We start from the raw sequence: 16,646 nt of genomic DNA, 5'->3' as shown, positions 1-16,646 counted from the left end.
GGCTGCTGGCGCGCGCTCGAAGTCAGCGTGAGCGCGCGGCGGCTGCACGACGAGGTCTGCCGTTTCCTGCGCGATAGCGCCAACAACGCTGCGCACCCGACCTGATCGATCCATGCGCCGCACCCGCACACGCATCGTGGCCGGCGTCGCCTGCGCCGGCGTCGCCGTCCTCGCACTGGCCGCCGCCGGTGCCCGCGTGAACACCAGCAAGAGCATCCCGCTCGGCCTGTACTGGGCGAGCAGCGCGCCGGTGGACAAGGGGGTCTACATCCTCTTTTGCCCGCCGCAGCGCAGCGTGTTCGACGACGCCAGGGACAGGGGCTATATCGGCGCCGGCTTCTGCCCCGGCGGTTACGGCTACATGATGAAGCGCGTGGTCGCCACCCGGGACGACACCGTGGCCGTCGCCGACGACGGCGTGCGCGTCAACGGCGAGTTGCTCGCGCACAGCGCACCGATACGGACCGACAGATCCGGCCGGGCGCTGCCGCGCTACCGCTCCGGACGCTACAAGCTCGGCGAGTCCGAACTGCTGCCCATGTCGGACGCAAGCGCCACCTCCTTCGACGCCCGCTACTTCGGCCCCATCGAGCGTGCGCAAATCAGAAGCGTGCTGCGTCCGCTCATCACTTGGTAGAGAGAGCCACGCCCGCCATCGCGTCAACGCGGCGCGGACCACAGTCGCTGGGGCGGGTATACGCCTGCCTATTGATGACGAATCGGGCGTTCGTTTCATTCTTTGACCAACTGAAATCGATCCAACAGAGTCCCTCAGTCGGGAGACAATATGTTCATTCGTCCCTCCGCCGTCGCAGCGGTCCCGACATGACGGAGAGCCATTGATGTATCTCGGAATGCTTCAAATCTCGCCCATCTTGGTCGTCATGTCCATGATCCTGCTCTTGCGGCGACCGCCAGTCCAGGCGTCCGTCATGGGTGCGGCCCTGGCGATCGCGCTCTGGTTGGGTGGCGCGGCGACTCCCTTCAGCGAATCCATTGCCTCTGCGGTGAGCCAGGACACCCTGATTCTGTTTGCATCGACCGCATTCGTGATGGCGCCGGGTCTTTTATTCGTCATTTTCCTGGAGCGCGGCCAAGTGAATCTGTCGCTTTCGTCCTGGGTGAAGAATCTGGGTCTTTCGCCACGGCTTCAGGTCGTTTTCATTGTTTTCGGGCTCGCACCCCTGCTCGAATCCATGACCGGATTCGGTGTCTCCCTGATTGCCACGGTGCCGCTGCTCGTCGCATTGTTCGACAAGGAGCGCGGTATCCGGGTTGCACTTTGCGGGATGGCGATCATGCCCTGGGGAACGCTCGGCCTCGCAACCGTGATCGGTGCGGCGCTCGCTGGCATTTCAGCCTTCGATCTCGGATCGACCTCTGCCTTCACAAGCGCTCCCGTCTTTGTCGGTCTGGCATGCATCGCCCTGTTCGTAGCCGGCCTTGGATCGGTTGCGTCCGCCAGTCTGCTCGTCTTGGCCGGGACGCTTTTCATCACCGTGCTGCATCTGGTCAGTCTCGCGACAGGACCCGAAATTGCCGGCGTGAGCGCCGCCGCCGTCATTACGATCGCCGTTCTCGCCTTCGCGCGAATCCGCGCCGGCATGCGCACACCCTGGCCGGTTGCGGCATGGCCTTACGGCCTCCTGCTGGCAATCATCGTGGTTCTCAAACTGTTCGATACCGCGACGGGCTTCGCCGACCATTTCATTCTTCAGGGCGATCAGATCCGTTGGAAACCGCTGGCTTCCCCTGGCGTCGCCCTCCTGCTCATGGACCTTTTGCTGCTGCGCAAGTCAAGCGCTGACGGCGTGGCCCAGTCGCTCCTGGTCCGCGCCAAGCGGCCCTTGCTGACCATCTTCTTCTTTCTTCTCATGTCGCAGGTTCTCGTCAAGGCCGGGTTCTTGAAACTCTTCACCGCAACTCTTGGGCAAATCGACCATGTTCCCCTGGTCGGTCTCGTTGCAACGCTCGGTGGATTGGCGGGATATTTGACCGGGTCCAACGTCGGTGGAAACGCGATCGTCATGCCCCAAATCGCGCATCTGGGCCTGTCCCCTGAATATCTCCGGTTATTCGCGGCCATCCAGAACAGCGCTGCGGGCCATGCCGCCCTGGGCTCCCTGCCAATGGTTTCTCTTATCCTGGGCCTGGCCAAGCAATCACTGCCGCAGGAGCAGCAGTTCACGCGCTTTGCGTTCTTTCTGGCTGTGTTCAACGTCGCCATGGTCGCCCTGGCCGGGGCCGCGCTGCTTCTGCTTGCGCGCGGATAGCCGTTCCGATTCGAGGGCCCCGGCTGCGCCGGCCCGGGGTCAATCGCGCGGGGCTGCCGTGGACTGCCGCACCATCAGTTCCGTGGGCAGGGTGACGCGCACGCTGTCGGGCGCCAGGCCGGCAATCTGCGAGAGCAAGGTGCTGACCGCGGCGCGCCCGATGCCTTCCATGGGCTGGCGCACGGTGGTGAGCGCGGGGTGTACGTGCAATGCCGCGGGGGCGTCGTCGAAACCCACGACCGACATGTCTTGCGGAATCTTCAGCCCCTGCTCCTGCAACGCCGCCATGGCGCCGAACGCGCTCAGGTCATTCGCGGCAAAGATCGCCGTCGGCCGTTTCCTGAGCGCGAGCAATGCGAGCGCAGCGGCGTGCCCTCCCGCATGGCTGAAATGCCCGGGGACGAGCAGCGCCGGGTCGCGCGCAAGCCCGTGGACGGCGACCGCCTCGTGGTAGGCGCGCAGCCGTTCCTTGGCCGAACCCAGCTTCTCCACCCCGTCGATGAACGCGATGCGCTTGTGCCCCAGGTCCGCGAGGTGCTTCATGGCCGAGCGCGCGCCCCCATAGTCGTCGCACGCCACGCAGGACAGGTCTGCATGGTCGATCGGGCTGTCCACCATGGCCACCGGAAAGCGCCCGCGCGCGAGCGCCTCGACGAAGCCGTCGTGGTAGGGCGGCAGCGCCACCGCGCCGTCGGTGAACTGCTGCAACAGATGCAGCACGCTGCTCGATGGCTGCTTTTCACGCTCGGGGTGCGAGTAGATCAGGACCTCGTTGCCGGCGGCGGCGGCGGCGCGCACGACGCTGCTGACCACGCCGATGATGAACGGGAGTTCCAGCTGCAAGGCAATCACGCCAATGACCCGGCTTTGCCCCGAAGACAGCTTCTGCGCCACCCGGTTGCTCGTATAGCCCTTTTCGGACGCCACTTTGAGAATGATGTCGCGCGTGCGCGGCGATATTCCGGGCTGGTTGTTGAGCGCGCGCGAGACGGTCATCGTCGATACGCCGGCCGCTGCAGCGAGGTCGGCCAGGGTAGGCATGGTTCGGCTCACAAGGTGCTCATGAAATTTTCTTCGGACGGGGCATCATAACGGATCGGTGAAAGCACATCTAACGTTATCGTTATCGGGTATTTTCCCGTGGGAAGCGCTCCGCTGCGCCCGCGCTCCCGGGAACCCCGATCAGCCCTTGAGGGAGCCCGCCATGAGCCCCTTGACGATCCGCTCCTGCCCGAAGGCATAGGCCACGATCAGCGGCAGCGAAGTCAGCGTGACCACGGCGAGCATCGCGGGAATGTTGGACGAGAACTCGCCCTGAAAGTCCCACAGCGCCAGCGGCAATGTGCGATTGCCTGGCGACGCGGTCAGCACGTAGGCGAAGATGAATTCGTTCCAGAGATGGATGCCGTTGTAGATCGCCACCGTCGCGATCCCGGGCCCGGACAGCGGCAGGAAGATCTTGAGAAAGATCATGAGCGGGCCGCAGCCGTCGATTTGCGCGGCCTCTTCCAGTTCGCGCGGGATCTGGCGCATGAATTCGGTCAGGATGAAGATCGATACCGGCAGGCTCGTCGCCACGTAGGGGCCGATGAGCGCAAACGGCGTGTCGTACAGGCCCAGGTCGCGCGTCATCAGATAGATCGGCACCAGGGTGATGTGCAGCGGGACGATCATGGCCGCGACGATCAGCCCGAACAGCGCCCGGTTGAAGCGGAATTTCAGCCGGGACAGCGCGTACGCGGCCATCGCGGAGACGAGCACGATGAGCACCACCGAGACGCCGACGACGAACACGCTGTTGCGCAGGTAGGTGAAGAACCCGCTGTGCAGCACCGTCGCGTAATGGCTCCAGTCCCAGCGGCTCGGCAAGGCCCACACCGGCCTGTCGAACGTGTCCTGCTGCGACTTCAGGCTCGTGAAGACGACGAAGGCCAGCGGCAGCAGCGTCACGGCGAGCCAGCCGAGCGCAAGCGTCCAGAGGACTCCCCGGGTCAGGATTTTGGGGGTGTGCATGGCCCCTACACCTGCGTCTCGAACCGCTTCGTCAAGCGCATTCCCGCTGCGGCGATCAGGGTCACGACGAGGAACATCGCCAGCGCCACGGTGCTGCCGTAGCCCAGTTGGAACGAGGAGAACACCGTGCGGTACATATAGGTCGCCATGAGCTCGGAAGCCCCCTCGGGGCCGCCTCCGGTCATGACGTAGATCAGGTCGAAGTAGCGCAGCGAGCCGATCACCGCGAGCATGGCCGCGGTGCGCAGCGTGCCCCGCAGGTGCGGCAGCTTGATCTTCCAGAAGATGGTCGCTTCGCTCGCGCCGTCCAGGGTCGCGGCCTCGCGCAGTTCGGACGGAAACGAGGCCAGTCCGGCGAGCAGCAGGATCATGTAGAAGGGAATGTTCTGCCAGCAGACGACGAGCGTGACGGCGACGAGCGCGAAACGGCGGTCACCGAGCCAGTCCTGCGCGAGCGCCGTGGCGCCGACCGCGTTCAGCGCGGTGTTCACCGGCCCGAAGTGCGGGTCGAAGATGTTCTTGAAGACCACGCCCAGCGCGACGCTCGAGAACAGCAGCGGGAGAAAGTACAGGATTTTCAGCGTGCGCGAGCCGCGGCCCGCCTTGTCGAGCAGCAGCGCCAGCGCCAGCGCGATGGGCAGTTGGACCAGCACCGACATCAGTGCGAGCAGCAGGTTATTGCCCAGCGCGTGCCGGAACTGCCCGTCGCGCAGCAGCGCGGACCAGTTGTCGAGACCGACGTAAATGCGGCCCTTGCCCAGTCCGTTCCATTCGAGCAGCGACAGGTGCAGGCTCTCGAGCAGCGGGTAGATCAGAAAGGCCGTCAGAAGCGCGATCGCAGGCGCAAGAAACAGGGCCGGCGCCAGCCACTTCGGTGCATGGCGCTGCGGCCGGCCCTGCGCAGCGACGGCCTGGGTGCGCATGGCCTATTTCAGGATTTGCGCTGCCAGCGCTTCCATCTTCTGCGCCGCTTCTTCGGGCGTGATCGACAGCCCGAACAGGGCCTGCACCGTGTCCTTGTGCAGTTCCGCCAGCTGCGGCGGCAGTTCCTGGTCGTACCACAGCTGCACGTTCGGCGCGTCGGCCACCAGTTTCATCATCCGCTGCATCGCGGCGTCGGTGACGGCAAGTTCCTTGAGCGGAACCAGGCGCTTGTCTTGCAGGCGCGCCTGCACCGATTCGTCGTCGAACATCGTCGTGATCAGCTTGTACGCCGCGTCGGGCGTCTTGCAGGCGGTGGATACGCTGTAGAAGTTTTGCCCCACGGAGCCGACGACGTTGCCCGCCTGCCCCTTGCCACGGGCCAAGCCGGGGAACGGGAAGAAGTCCATCTTCTTCGCAAACCCGGGGTTTTCGTTCTTCATGTTCGACGACTCCCAACTGCCCATCAGCTCCATCGCGGCCTTTCCCGAGTACAGCAGCCTGCGCGACGCGCCCACGTCGTAGTCCAGGCCGTTGAAGCCCTGCGCAAAGGCGCCGGCCCTGACCAGTTCCTGCAGGTATTTTCCGGCCTCGACGAACGCCGGGTCGGCAAAGCTGCCACCCGGCGCGCGCGCCAGGGCCTTGCGAAACGGCTCCGGCCCGCCGACGCGGTCCACGAGGTACATGTAGTACATGGAGCCGGGCCACTTGGCCTTGTTGGCGAGCGCAAACGGGGCGACGTCCCGGGCCCTGAGCGCCTCGACGAGCTTCATCAGTTCCGACCAGGTCTTGGGCGGCGTGAGTCCGAACCGGGCGAAGATCTCGGTGTTGTAGTAAATCACGGCCGCCGTGGTGTTCTCCCCCGGCAGGCCGTAGACCTTGCCCTGCGTGGTCGTGGCAGCGAAGGCGCTGGGCAGGAAGCGGTCCCGGAACGCCGGGTCCTGCGCCAGGTAAGGGCTCAGGTCGACGACCTGGCCGGCCCGGACGTACTCGCGCAGCACCCCGCCGCCCCAGTTCGTGAACACGCAGGGCGGCTCGTTCGCCCCCATGGCGATCTTCAGCTTGGTCTTGTAGGCGTCGTTCGGAATCTGCGTGCGCTGCACCTTGAAGCCGGGGTGCGCCCTCTCGAAGCGCGCCTGCGCGTCCTGTATGAGCCGGGCTCCTCCAGGCTGGGTCTGAATGTCCCACTCGGCAATGACCTGGGGTCCTTGGGCGAGGACCGTCGCAGCAAGCCCGAATGCGGTGGCTGCGACGAAGCGTTGTGCGAGGTTCATGGGCTGCGGCGTGTCGTTGGTTTTGCAAGATGTTTTATCGTTATGGACAATGGCCATTCGCCCAATAGGTGTAAACCCCCTGTAACTGGCAATACTCTTTATGGAAATCCTGGACGGTCGCCGCAAGCGCAGAGGGTCAGGCCTTTGCAGACGGACTAGGGTAAGCACCATACAGATATTTGAACGTTATCGATACCGTTCAAATATCGGCAACACTCACTGCGCCGACGCTTGCAGAAGCAAGCCACCCCGAGCAACCCAAAAGAGCGCCATGGATTTCCTGCACACCGAGGGCCAGAACATCGTCGATTCGCGCGGCTGCGCGCTGCGCCTGCGCGGCAGCTGCGCCGGCGGCTGGATGAACATGGAGGACTTCATCACCGGCCATTCGGGCGCAGAACACACGCTGCGCCACGAGATGGCCCAGGTGCTGGGCGCGTCGCGGGCGGAGTTTTTCTTCGAGCGCCTGCTCGCGCATTTCTTCAACGAGAGCGATATCGCGTACCTGCGCAGCCTCGGCGCGACGGTCGTCCGGCTGCCGCTGAACTACCGCCACTTCGAGGACGACAGCGCTCCCTGCGTCTACAAGGAGGCCGGGTTTGCGCGCCTCGATCGCGTGCTCGACTGGTGCGCGCAGCACGGCCTGTACGCCATCTTGGACCTGCACGCGGTCCAAGGCTGGCAAAACGTCCATTGGCATTGCGACAACGCGTCCCGCATCAGCCTGTTCTGGCACGACGCGCACTACCAGGATCGCTTCGTCGCGCTCTGGTGCGAAATCGCCCGGCGCTACCAGGACCGGGCCGTGGTCGCCGGCTACAACCTGATCAACGAGCCCTGCGTGGGCAACCAACGGGGCGACCTGCCCTGGAACGTCTACGACAACTACCAGCCCGGGTGGCCGCTGATCAACGCCGTGTACCGGCGCACCGTGGACGCGATCCGCAAAATCGATCCGCGGCACATCATCTTCCTCGAAGGCGATCGCTATGCGCAGCAGTTCGCCGGCCTGGACGCGCCGTTCGCCGACAACCTGGTCTACAGCAGCCACAACTACACCGCAGCCGGGTTCGGGCCTGGCCGCTACCCGGGCGTCATCGATCTGCCAGGGCCCAGGACCGCCGGCCCCGAACACTGGGACCTGGCGCGGCAGGAGCGGGGCTTCCTGGAGCACGAGGGCAGCCGGTTCAGCGCACGGCACCAGGTTCCGCTGTGGGTCGGCGAGTTCGGCTCGGTCTACAACGGACCGGCCAACGAGGTGCCGGACCGGCTGCGCGCAATGGACGATCAGCTGGGCCTGTTCGAGCGCCACGGCGCGCACTGGACGACCTGGACCTACAAGGACGTCGGCGTGATGGGCTTGGTGACGCTGGACCCGGCGTCGGAGTACCTGCAGCGCGTCGGGCATTTCATCCGCAAAAAGCTGGCCCTGGGAACCGACGACTGGATGCAATGGATGCCGCCGACGCTGGTCAAGGAGGCGGTGGACAGGCTCGCCGGGCAGGTCTGCGAGGTCATCGGCGACGCGAGCATCGACCGCCGCTACGCCAAAGCCTGTTTCAGCCAATCCGCGCTGTGCTTCCTTGCCGGTGCGCTGCTGCAGCGAAGCTACGCAAAGCTGTTTCAGCAGCTGAAGGAAAACGACATCGACCGGGTCCTCTCGTCCTTTGCCCGGCAGCGCTGCCTCGTGAACGCGCCGCTCGAAGGGCTGGTGCGCAAGCACGCCGCCGCTGCGCCGCAACCTGCCTGACCCGGTGACCTCTCCCGCCCCGTACCGCCCTCCCTTCATCCATCCACCATGAACGACACGACACCGACACCCGTTTCCGCCCCCCTCTACAAGGACCCCGCGCAGCCCCTGGACGCCCGGGTGCACGACCTGCTCGCGCGCATGAGTCTGGACGAGAAGATCGCGCAGTTGCACGCCTTCTGGCTGATCCTCTCCGAAGACGGGAAGCACCGCGTGCGCCCGGGAACGCTGTTCATCGAGGGCACCGGGCAGCAGTCCTTCGAGCACCGGCTGGCCCACGGCGTGGGGCAGATCACGCGGCCGCTCGGCACGCACAGCGTGGAAGCGGGCAGCGGCCTGCGCGCCCTGAACCGGCTGCAGCGCTTTCTGCGCAACGAGACGCGCCTGGGCATTCCGGCGCTGGCGCACGAGGAATGCCTCGTCGGCCTCATGACCCGTGACGCCACGGCGTTTCCTTCCGCGCTCGCGCTCAGCGCGAGTTGGAACCCGGAGCTCGTCGAATCCGTCGCGCAGCAGATTCGCCACGAGAGCCAGCAACTGGGCTGCCACCAGGGACTGGCGCCGGTGCTCGACGTGTCGCGCGACGTGCGCTGGGGCCGCACGGAGGAGACCTTCGGCGAAGACCCGTACCTGGTCGGCGTGCTCGCGACGCGCTACGTGCGCGGGCTGCAAGGCCCCCGGCGCGACCTGCTCGCGACCCTGAAGCACTTCGTCGGCCACTCGTTCAGCGAAGGGGCGCGCAACCACGCCCCGGTGCACGTGGGATGGCGCGAGCTGAGCGACGTCTTCCTGCTGCCGTTCGAGATGGCCGTCAAGCAGGCGAACGCGGGCTCGGTGATGCCGGCCTACCACGACATCGACGGCGAGCCCTGCCACGCGTCCAGGCAGCTCCTGACCGACGTGCTGCGCACGCGCTGGGGTTTCGACGGACTGGTGGTCGCCGACTACAGCGGGGTGAGCCTGCTGTACCAGCACCACCGTGTCGCGGCGGACGCGGCGGACGCCGCGGCGCTGTCCTTCAACGCCGGTCTCGACGTGGAATTGCCGGCGGACGACTGCGCCCGGAATCTGCGCCTTGCGCTCGATCGCGGGGCGATCACGCCCGCGCGGATCGACGAGATCGTCGCGCGCGTGCTGAAGGAGAAATTCCGCCTCGGACTCTTCGAGCGCTCCTTCGAAGACCCCGCCGAGCCGCCGCTGCTGCGCAGCCCGGCGAGCGTGGCCGCCGCGCGCGAGGCCGCGCGCCAGTCGATCGTGGTGCTGGAAAACCGCAGCGGCATCCTGCCCCTGGACCCGAGCGTCGCGCGGCGCATCGCGGTCATTGGCCCGACGGCGGACGACCCGATGGGCCAGCTCAGTGGCTACAGCTACCACGCCCATTTCATCGACCCCGACGAAGCGCTGGACACGGGCCACATCGTCACCCCGCTGCAGGGGATTGCGCGGGTCTTCGCTGCCGGGCAGTTGCACCACGAGCAGGGCTGCTGGATTCTGGAGCACCGCCGCGCGGGCTCACCGGTATTCCCCGGGGACCTGCGCGATGACGCGAACGCGCCCCGCCAGGCTTCGCCGGTGTCGCTACGCACCGACCGCATCCCGGCCGCCGCGCAGGCCGCGCGCACCGCCGACCTGGCCATCGTCTGCGTCGGAGACCTGGCCGGCCTGTTCCAAAGGGGAACGGTCGGCGAGGGCTCGGACACCGACAGCCTGAGCCTGCCCGGGGTGCAGCAGCAGCTCCTCGAGGCCATCGTCGCCACCGGCACGCCGACCATCGCCGTGCTGTCTGGCGGGCGCCCGTACAACCTGGGCGGCCTGGAGGACCGGCTGGCCGCGTTCGTCATGGCTTTTGCCGGCGGCCAGGAGGGCGGCATTGCATTGGCCGAAGTCCTCGCGGGCCAGGTCGAACCCTCGGGAAGGATGACGCTGTCCACGCCGATCAACGTCGGCGCGATGCCCTGCTACTACAACCACAAGCTCAAGAGCGGCGGCACGCCGATCGCCCTGCATTTCGGCAGCCGCTACCCGTTCGGGCACGGCCTGAGCTACACGCGCTTCGACTATCGGAGCCTGCAGGTCGGCGCGCCCAAGGCGCCGACCGAGGACGGCGAGTTCGAGATCAGCTTCGAGATCGCCAACACCGGCAGCCGCCCGGGCGTCGAGGTTGCGCAGCTCTACGTGCGCGACTGCCAGGCCAGCGTGGTGCGTCCGGTGCGCGAGCTCAAGGCGTTCCGGCGCGTGCAGCTCGACCCGGGACAGCGCGCGCGCGTGCGCTTTCACCTGCCGGTGGACATGCTTGGCTTCACCGGCATGGCCGGCCAGCGCATCGTCGAGCCGGGCCTGTTCGACATTGCCATCGGCGCGTCCAGCGCCGACATTCGGTTGCAGACACAGGTGGAAGCGGTGGGCGAATCGCGCATACTCGGCCGCACTTGGCGCATGGAGAGTCGCAGCCAGGTGCAACCCATCAAATAGTCCACCCATGAGCACAGACACACACAGCGGCGCCGCGCCGGCGCCGCGCATGCACCCCTGGCAGCAATGCCTGCCCGACGACGCAGCCGACGCGCTCCTCGTCGGGCGCATGGACTTTGGCGCCGGCCCGACGCCCGTGCTCCTGCACCAGGGCGAGGTGCAGGACCTGAGCGCAGCGGCGGCGACCGTCTCGCAACTGCTGGAAGCGCTCGATCCCGGCAGCGTTCCCTGCGGCCAGCGCATGGGCGGCATCGGGGAAATCGCTGCGCACCCGCGCACCAGCGTGCTCGCGCCGCTGGACCTGCAATGCATCAAGGCCAGCGGCGTGACCTTCGCCGTGTCCGCGCTGGAGCGCGTGATCGAAGAGCGCGCCGGCGGCGACGCCCAGCGCGCGGATGCCATCCGCAGGGCGCTGTCCGAGCGGATCGGGGGCGACCTGCGCAGCGTGAAACCGGGCTCCGCACAGGCGCAGCAGCTCAGGACAGCCTTGCAGGCCGACGGCCTGTGGTCGCAGTACCTGGAAGTCGCGATCGGACCGGACGCCGAAATCTTCACCAAGGCGCCCGTGCTGTCTGCCGTGGGCGCCGGGGCGGACGTCGGCATCCGATCGGACTCGGGCTGGAACAACCCCGAACCCGAGGTCGTTCTGGTATGCGACAGCCAGGGCCGGATCCGGGGCGCGACGCTGGGCAACGACGTGAACCTGCGCGACATCGAAGGCCGCAGCGCCCTGCTGCTCGGCAAGGCCAAGGACAACAACGCCTCCTGCGCCGTCGGCCCCTTCATCCGCCTCTTCGACGCAGGCTTCACGCTCGACGACGTGCGCCAGTGCACCGTGCGCCTGGACCTGCTCGGCGCCGACGGATTCACGCTCGACGGCGAGAGCTCGATGCGCCAGATCAGCCGCGACCCGCAGGAGCTGGTCGAGCAGACCATCGGCAAGAACCACCGCTACCCGGACGGTTTTGCGCTCTTTCTGGGGACCATGTTCGCCCCGGTGAAGGACCGGGGCGAACCCGGCAAGGGCTTTACGCACCAGATCGGCGACATCGTGCGCATCGCCAGCCCGCGGCTGGGCCGGCTCGAGAACCGCGTCGTGCACTGCGAACAGGCGCCGCCGTGGTCGTTCGGCGTCGCCGCGCTGATGCGCAACCTCGCTGGCCGCGGCCTGCTTGCGTGATGGACCCGCACATGCGCTCCGCCATCTACCCCAGCCTGGCCGGCAAACGCGTTCTGATCACCGGCGGTGGCAGCGGAATCGGCGCCGCCATGGTCGAGGCCTTCGCGCGCCAGCAGGCGCGCGTCTGGTTCATCGACATCGCCGAAGACGCGTCGCGCGCGCTGCTCGAGCAGCTTGGCGCCGCGAACCTGAGCGCGCATTTCCAGCACTGCGACCTGAGCAATCTCGACGCGCTGTCCACGGGAATCCGGGACATCGCGGCGCAGGCCGGTGGAATGGACGTGCTGGTGAACAACGCGGCCAACGACGACCGGCACCGGATCGAGGACATCACGCCCGCGTACTGGGACCAGCGCATGGCCGTGAACCTGCGCCACCTGCTGTTCAGCAGCCAGGCGGTCCTGCCGGCGATGCAGTCCGCCGGCGGCGGCGCGATCGTGAATCTGGGCTCCATCTCCTGGCACCTGGCGCTGCCCGAACTGGTGTTGTACGAGACCGCGAAGGCCGGAATCGAAGGCATGACCCGCGGGCTCGCGCGCGACCTGGGCGGCTACAACATCCGCGTGAACTGCGTCGTCCCGGGCGGCGTGCGCACACCGCGGCAGACGCGCCTGTGGCACAACCCCGACGAGGAGGCGCGCATGCTCGAGCGCCAATGCCTGAAGGAACGCATCGACCCCGAGCACGTGGCGGCCATGGTGCTGTTCCTCGCTTCGGACGACGCACGCATGTGCACGGCGCAGAACTACTTTGTCGACGCGGGGTGGCGGTGAGAACCCGTTCTGCCAGCGCCTAGTGTTCTGCCCTGCGAATAGCGGCACAAAATGAAACTGATGCATTTCGCGTCATGGCAAGGCGCAAACCGCAGCGATACCCGTAGGTATCGCGAGGATTTGCAACGCCGCCATGGCGTGAAAGGCGCAGTTTCATGTGCCGCTATTCGCAGGGCAGGACACTAGCAGCCACCCCGCATTCCAGCCGCTGCCCCCATGGAGTCCCACGCCGATGCCGTCTGAAAAACGCCCCACGAAACCGCTGCGCTCAGCCGACTGGTTCGCCAACGCCGAGCGCATCGACATGACGGCGGTCTATCTGGAGCGCTTCATGAACTACGGGCTGACGCCGGCGGAACTGCGCTCGGGCCGCCCTATCGTCGGCATTGCCCAGAGCGGCAGCGACCTCGCACCGTGCAACCGCATCCACGTCGAACTCGCGCAGCGCGTCCGGGACGGGATTCGGGACGCGGGGGGCATTGCGCTGGAATTCCCCATGCATCCGATCTTCGAGAACTGCCGGCGGCCCACGGCCGCGCTGGACCGCAACCTGGCGTACCTGGGGCTGGTCGAAATCCTGCACGGCTACCCCATCGACGCCGTCGTACTCACCACGGGCTGCGACAAGACCACGCCGGCCGCCGTCATGGCCGCGTGCACCGTTGACCTGCCGGCCATCGTACTGTCCGGCGGACCGATGCTCGACGGCTGGATGCATGGCGAGCGCGTGGGCTCCGGGACGGTGATCTGGCGCAGCCGCCGCAAGCTCGCGGCGGGCGAGATCGACGCAGAGCAATTCCTGGAAGCCGCAGCCGCGTCGGCGCCCTCGGCCGGCCATTGCAACACGATGGGAACGGCGTCGACGATGAACGCGCTCGCCGAAGTGCTCGGACTTTCGCTGCCGGGCTGCGCCGCGATACCGGCACCGTACCGGGAGCGCGGGCAGATGGCCTACGCCACCGGACGGCGCATCGTCGAGATGGCCTTAGAGGACCTGCGCCCGTCGAAGATCCTGAGCCGGCAATCTTTTCTGAACGCGATCGCCGCCGTGTCCGCGCTCGGCGGATCGTCCAACGCGCAGCCCCACCTGCACGCCATGGCGCGCCACGCGGGCTTCGAACTGGGCGCGCAGGACTGGCGGCAGGCCTTCGACATCCCGCTGCTGGTCAACATGCAGCCTGCGGGCAAGTACCTGGGCGAGAGCTTTCATCGCGCCGGCGGCGTGCCGGCCGTACTCAGCGAACTGCTGCGCGCCGGCCGCATCGACGGCGCTTGCGCAAGCGTCACGGGACAGTCCCTGGCGCACAACGTCGCAGGCCGCAGCAGCAACAACCGCGACGTGATCGCCGCCTACGAAACGCCGCTGATGGACCGGGCGGGCTTTCTGGTCCTGAGCGGAAATCTGTTCGACTTTGCGATCATGAAGACCAGCGTCATCTCGGACGAATTCAGGGCGCGCTACCTGAGCCAGCCGGGCCAGGAGGGGATTTTCGAATGCCGCGCCGTCGTCTTCGACGGGCCGGACGACTACCACGCGCGCATCGACGACCCCGCGCTGGAGATCGACGAACACTGCATCCTCGTCATGCGCGGCGCCGGCCCCCTGGGCTTTCCCGGGTCCGCCGAAGTCGTGAACATGCAGCCGCCGCAGGCCCTGATCCAGCGCGGCATCGCCACGCTCCCGACGCTGGGCGACGGCCGCCAATCCGGCACCTCGGACAGCCCGTCGATTCTCAACGCCTCGCCGGAGGCCGCTGCGGGCGGTGGACTGGCTTGGTTGCGGACCGGAGACAGGGTGCGCATCGACACGCAGCGCGGCCGCTGCGACATGCTGGTTCCCGAGGCAGAAATCGCGCTGCGCAAGCAAGCCGGCCCGCCGCCGCCGCCCCCGCCAAGCCAGACCCCCTGGCAGGAGCTCTATCGCGCGACCGTTGGCCAGTTGGCCGATGGTGCCTGCATGGAGCCCGCGCTGAAGTATCGGGGCGTGGCCGCCGCATCGCCACCGCGGCACAACCACTGAAAGCCGGCAGCCTGCCCCGACCCGTTGGACACGCAGCCGCAGGATCACGCCAAATAGCGTGCCGTGCGCCGGCCCTCTTGCAAAAGCTTGCACACAATCAGAAGTGATACATTTGTGCCAGCAACTGTGTCACTCGTCAATTGCTGGCGCGCCAGAGTTTGCTTGGGTTGCTGTTGCACAAATCCTGACCACACCGCGCGCTGACTTGTGGTGTCATTGGGGATATTCATCTTCAAAACAACAACGCGGGGCTGCGCCCGCAAATTCGTCGTGCGCGAGAACGCGCAGTCACTACAAGAAAGGATGGCCTTCATGTTTCGCTTTCCAATCAAGAGCGTCGGCCTGTGCGCCATGCTGGCGTTAACGGCCTGCGGTGGTGAGGGCGGCGACGATAACTCCGCCTCGGCGCAGGCCCCCTCCCCGGCCCCGGCTCCCGCCCAGGTAGCCGGCGACCGCATCGAACCCCTCGACTCGGGGCCGCGCAGGAGCATGGCCAAATCGCAGGTCGAAACAGCGCTCCCGCGCAGCAGCCAGCCCGTGCTGGCAACGGCCGTGCGGCTCGGTCCGCTCACTGAGGAGCCGAACCTGAAAAAGAAGATGCAAGCGGCGCCCGAACCAGGAATCCCCCGGCAGATCGGCGTTGCGCGCAGCGTCGCGGCAACGGCCACCGCGCAGAGCACACACGCGCAACTGCGCTGGCAACCTGCCCCGGGCGGCATGCAGCGCGCGGCCATCAGCTTTACCTCGGAGGACGCATGGGGCGTGCGCCCGGGGCTGCTGGTACGCAGTCTGCCGGCAAACACCACGCTGCGCTTCTATGCGCAAGCCGGCACCGAGGTGGTTCAGGTCTCGGGCGCCGAGGTGCTGCGCACGGTGCAGCGCAACCTGGACGCCGGCGATACCAGCGACGCCGCGCGCACCTATTGGGCACCCGACTTTGGCGGCGCCGAAACCACGCTGGAACTGGAACTGCCTGCGAAGGCGAATCTGGCAGAGTTGGACGTCGCCGTTCCCACGCTCTCGCATTTCTTCGTTTCGCCCGCCAAGGCCGACGCAACGCCTATTGCCAAGGATCTGGGGGATGCGGACCGCTGCAACGTCGATGTGTCGTGCAACACCCAGTACAGCAGCGAGAGCCGTGCCGTGGCGCGCATGACCTTCGTGAAGGACGGAGGAAGCAGTTATCTGTGCACGGGCACCTTGCTGAACGACATCCGGTCGAGCCGCACCCCCTATTTCCTGAGCGCCGACCACTGCATTCCCACGCAGACGGTGGCATCCACGCTGACCACCGACTGGTTCTATCGCTCCACGGCCTGCGACAGCAAGGAACCGAACGCGGACACGCAGCACGTCACGGGCGGCGCAACGCTGCTGCACAGCAATATCCTGACGGATACCGCCTTCATGCGCCTGAATGCCTCGGCTCCGCAGGGCAGCGTCTACGCGGGCTCGTACTTTGGCGCAATGAGCAAGAACGCGGACGTCGCCGGAATCCATCACGCCCGGGGTGATATGCAAAAGATCAGCACCGGATCGATCACCCAATTCAGCGATTGCAGTTTCCTCGACGACAACCTGTATTGCCCCATCAGCACCGAGCAGAGCAGCAACTCCTACGAAGTCCGTTGGAAACAGGGCATCACCGAGCAGGGCAGCAGCGGTTCGGGGCTGTTTTATTCGATCGGCAGCACGCGCTATCTGGTGGGGCAGTTGTCTGGCGGAAACTCCCGTTGCCTGCGCTGGGGTGCGCGCACGACGGGGCGGGACAACTACGGACGCTTTGATCTGGTCTTTCGCAGCGCCCTGAAGAACTGGCTCAAGCCCGGGTCCTGAGTCCCGGAGCCGGGCGGTACAGCGCCCGGAACTGCGCGCGGCGCAGTTGAATCGGATGACTGCAATACCCCGCCCCGGCGCGCACGCGCCCAGCGTCACCCAGACCACGCACCACCTGGAGCGCATGGTGTTTG

Annotated in this window: 13 protein-coding genes; 8 read left to right on the top strand and 5 right to left on the bottom strand. The window is 66.7% G+C overall.

Annotation, left to right across the window (positions count from 1 at the left end; all coding sequences use genetic code 11):
* Positions 1–112 precede the first annotated feature (112 nt).
* Positions 113–637 carry a conjugative transfer signal peptidase TraF gene (gene traF, locus VTU_RS0111480; RefSeq protein WP_010104263.1) on the top strand — a complete coding sequence of 175 codons (525 nt, stop codon included), beginning with the start codon at positions 113–115 and terminating at the stop codon, positions 635–637.
* Between the two features lie 205 nt (positions 638–842).
* Positions 843–2,273, top strand: a complete 1,431-nt coding sequence (locus VTU_RS0111475; protein WP_010104262.1) for an L-lactate permease — start codon at positions 843–845, stop codon at positions 2,271–2,273.
* A 39-nt stretch (positions 2,274–2,312) separates the two neighbouring features.
* Here the strand turns inward: VTU_RS0111475 and VTU_RS0111470 are convergent, their stop codons facing one another.
* From VTU_RS0111470 to VTU_RS0111455, 4 genes are all read right to left on the bottom strand, one after another.
* On the bottom strand, positions 2,313–3,314 hold the full coding sequence (locus tag VTU_RS0111470; RefSeq protein ID WP_236610719.1) for a LacI family DNA-binding transcriptional regulator: 1,002 nt from the start codon (positions 3,312–3,314) through the stop codon (positions 2,313–2,315).
* A gap of 141 nt (positions 3,315–3,455) precedes the next feature.
* A complete protein-coding gene (locus VTU_RS0111465; protein ID WP_010104259.1) occupies positions 3,456–4,286 on the bottom strand; it encodes a carbohydrate ABC transporter permease in 831 nt (276 codons plus the stop codon).
* A gap of 5 nt (positions 4,287–4,291) precedes the next feature.
* Positions 4,292–5,209 (bottom strand): carbohydrate ABC transporter permease, encoded by a 918-nt coding sequence (locus VTU_RS0111460; protein WP_010104257.1) that lies wholly within the window; start codon positions 5,207–5,209, stop codon positions 4,292–4,294.
* Between the two features lie 3 nt (positions 5,210–5,212).
* Entirely contained in the window at positions 5,213–6,481 is a 1,269-nt protein-coding gene (locus tag VTU_RS0111455; RefSeq protein WP_010104256.1) for an extracellular solute-binding protein, read from the bottom strand.
* 271 nt (positions 6,482–6,752) lie between these two features.
* Between VTU_RS0111455 and VTU_RS0111450 the strand changes: the two genes are divergently transcribed.
* The 5 genes from VTU_RS0111450 to VTU_RS0111430 all read left to right on the top strand — a co-directional run bounded on the left by VTU_RS0111450 (position 6,753) and on the right by VTU_RS0111430 (position 14,676).
* The gene (locus VTU_RS0111450) at positions 6,753–8,231 is read left to right on the top strand and encodes a glycoside hydrolase family 5 protein (RefSeq protein ID WP_010104254.1); all 1,479 of its coding nucleotides are present in this window, start codon (positions 6,753–6,755) and stop codon (positions 8,229–8,231) included.
* Positions 8,232–8,279: 48 nt separating this feature from the next.
* Positions 8,280–10,703, top strand: coding sequence for a glycoside hydrolase family 3 N-terminal domain-containing protein (locus VTU_RS0111445; RefSeq protein ID WP_010104253.1), 2,424 nt, complete (start codon positions 8,280–8,282; stop codon positions 10,701–10,703).
* Between the two features lie 7 nt (positions 10,704–10,710).
* Positions 10,711–11,883, top strand: coding sequence for a fumarylacetoacetate hydrolase family protein (locus VTU_RS0111440; RefSeq protein WP_010104252.1), 1,173 nt, complete (start codon positions 10,711–10,713; stop codon positions 11,881–11,883).
* An 11-nt stretch (positions 11,884–11,894) separates the two neighbouring features.
* A complete protein-coding gene (gene xylB, locus VTU_RS0111435; RefSeq protein WP_010104251.1) occupies positions 11,895–12,656 on the top strand; it encodes a D-xylose 1-dehydrogenase in 762 nt (253 codons plus the stop codon).
* A 232-nt stretch (positions 12,657–12,888) separates the two neighbouring features.
* Entirely contained in the window at positions 12,889–14,676 is a 1,788-nt protein-coding gene (locus tag VTU_RS0111430; RefSeq protein ID WP_010104250.1) for an IlvD/Edd family dehydratase, read from the top strand.
* A 44-nt stretch (positions 14,677–14,720) separates the two neighbouring features.
* Here the strand turns inward: VTU_RS0111430 and VTU_RS32735 are convergent, their stop codons facing one another.
* On the bottom strand, positions 14,721–14,990 hold the full coding sequence (locus VTU_RS32735; RefSeq protein ID WP_138927863.1) for a hypothetical protein: 270 nt from the start codon (positions 14,988–14,990) through the stop codon (positions 14,721–14,723).
* On the opposite strand from VTU_RS32735, the gene VTU_RS0111425 reads away from it, so the two are divergent.
* Positions 14,989–16,512 carry a trypsin-like serine peptidase gene (locus tag VTU_RS0111425; RefSeq protein ID WP_040892721.1) on the top strand — a complete coding sequence of 508 codons (1,524 nt, stop codon included), beginning with the start codon at positions 14,989–14,991 and terminating at the stop codon, positions 16,510–16,512. The genes VTU_RS32735 and VTU_RS0111425 overlap by 2 nt on opposite strands.
* Positions 16,513–16,646 lie beyond the last annotated feature (134 nt).

Origin of the sequence: Verminephrobacter aporrectodeae subsp. tuberculatae At4, from assembly GCF_000193225.1 — a bacterium.
Lineage (GTDB): Bacteria > Pseudomonadota > Gammaproteobacteria > Burkholderiales > Burkholderiaceae_C > Acidovorax > Acidovorax aporrectodeae.
The sequence above is the reverse complement of the archived record's forward strand: the minus strand, read 5'-3'. Positions and strand labels throughout refer to the sequence as shown.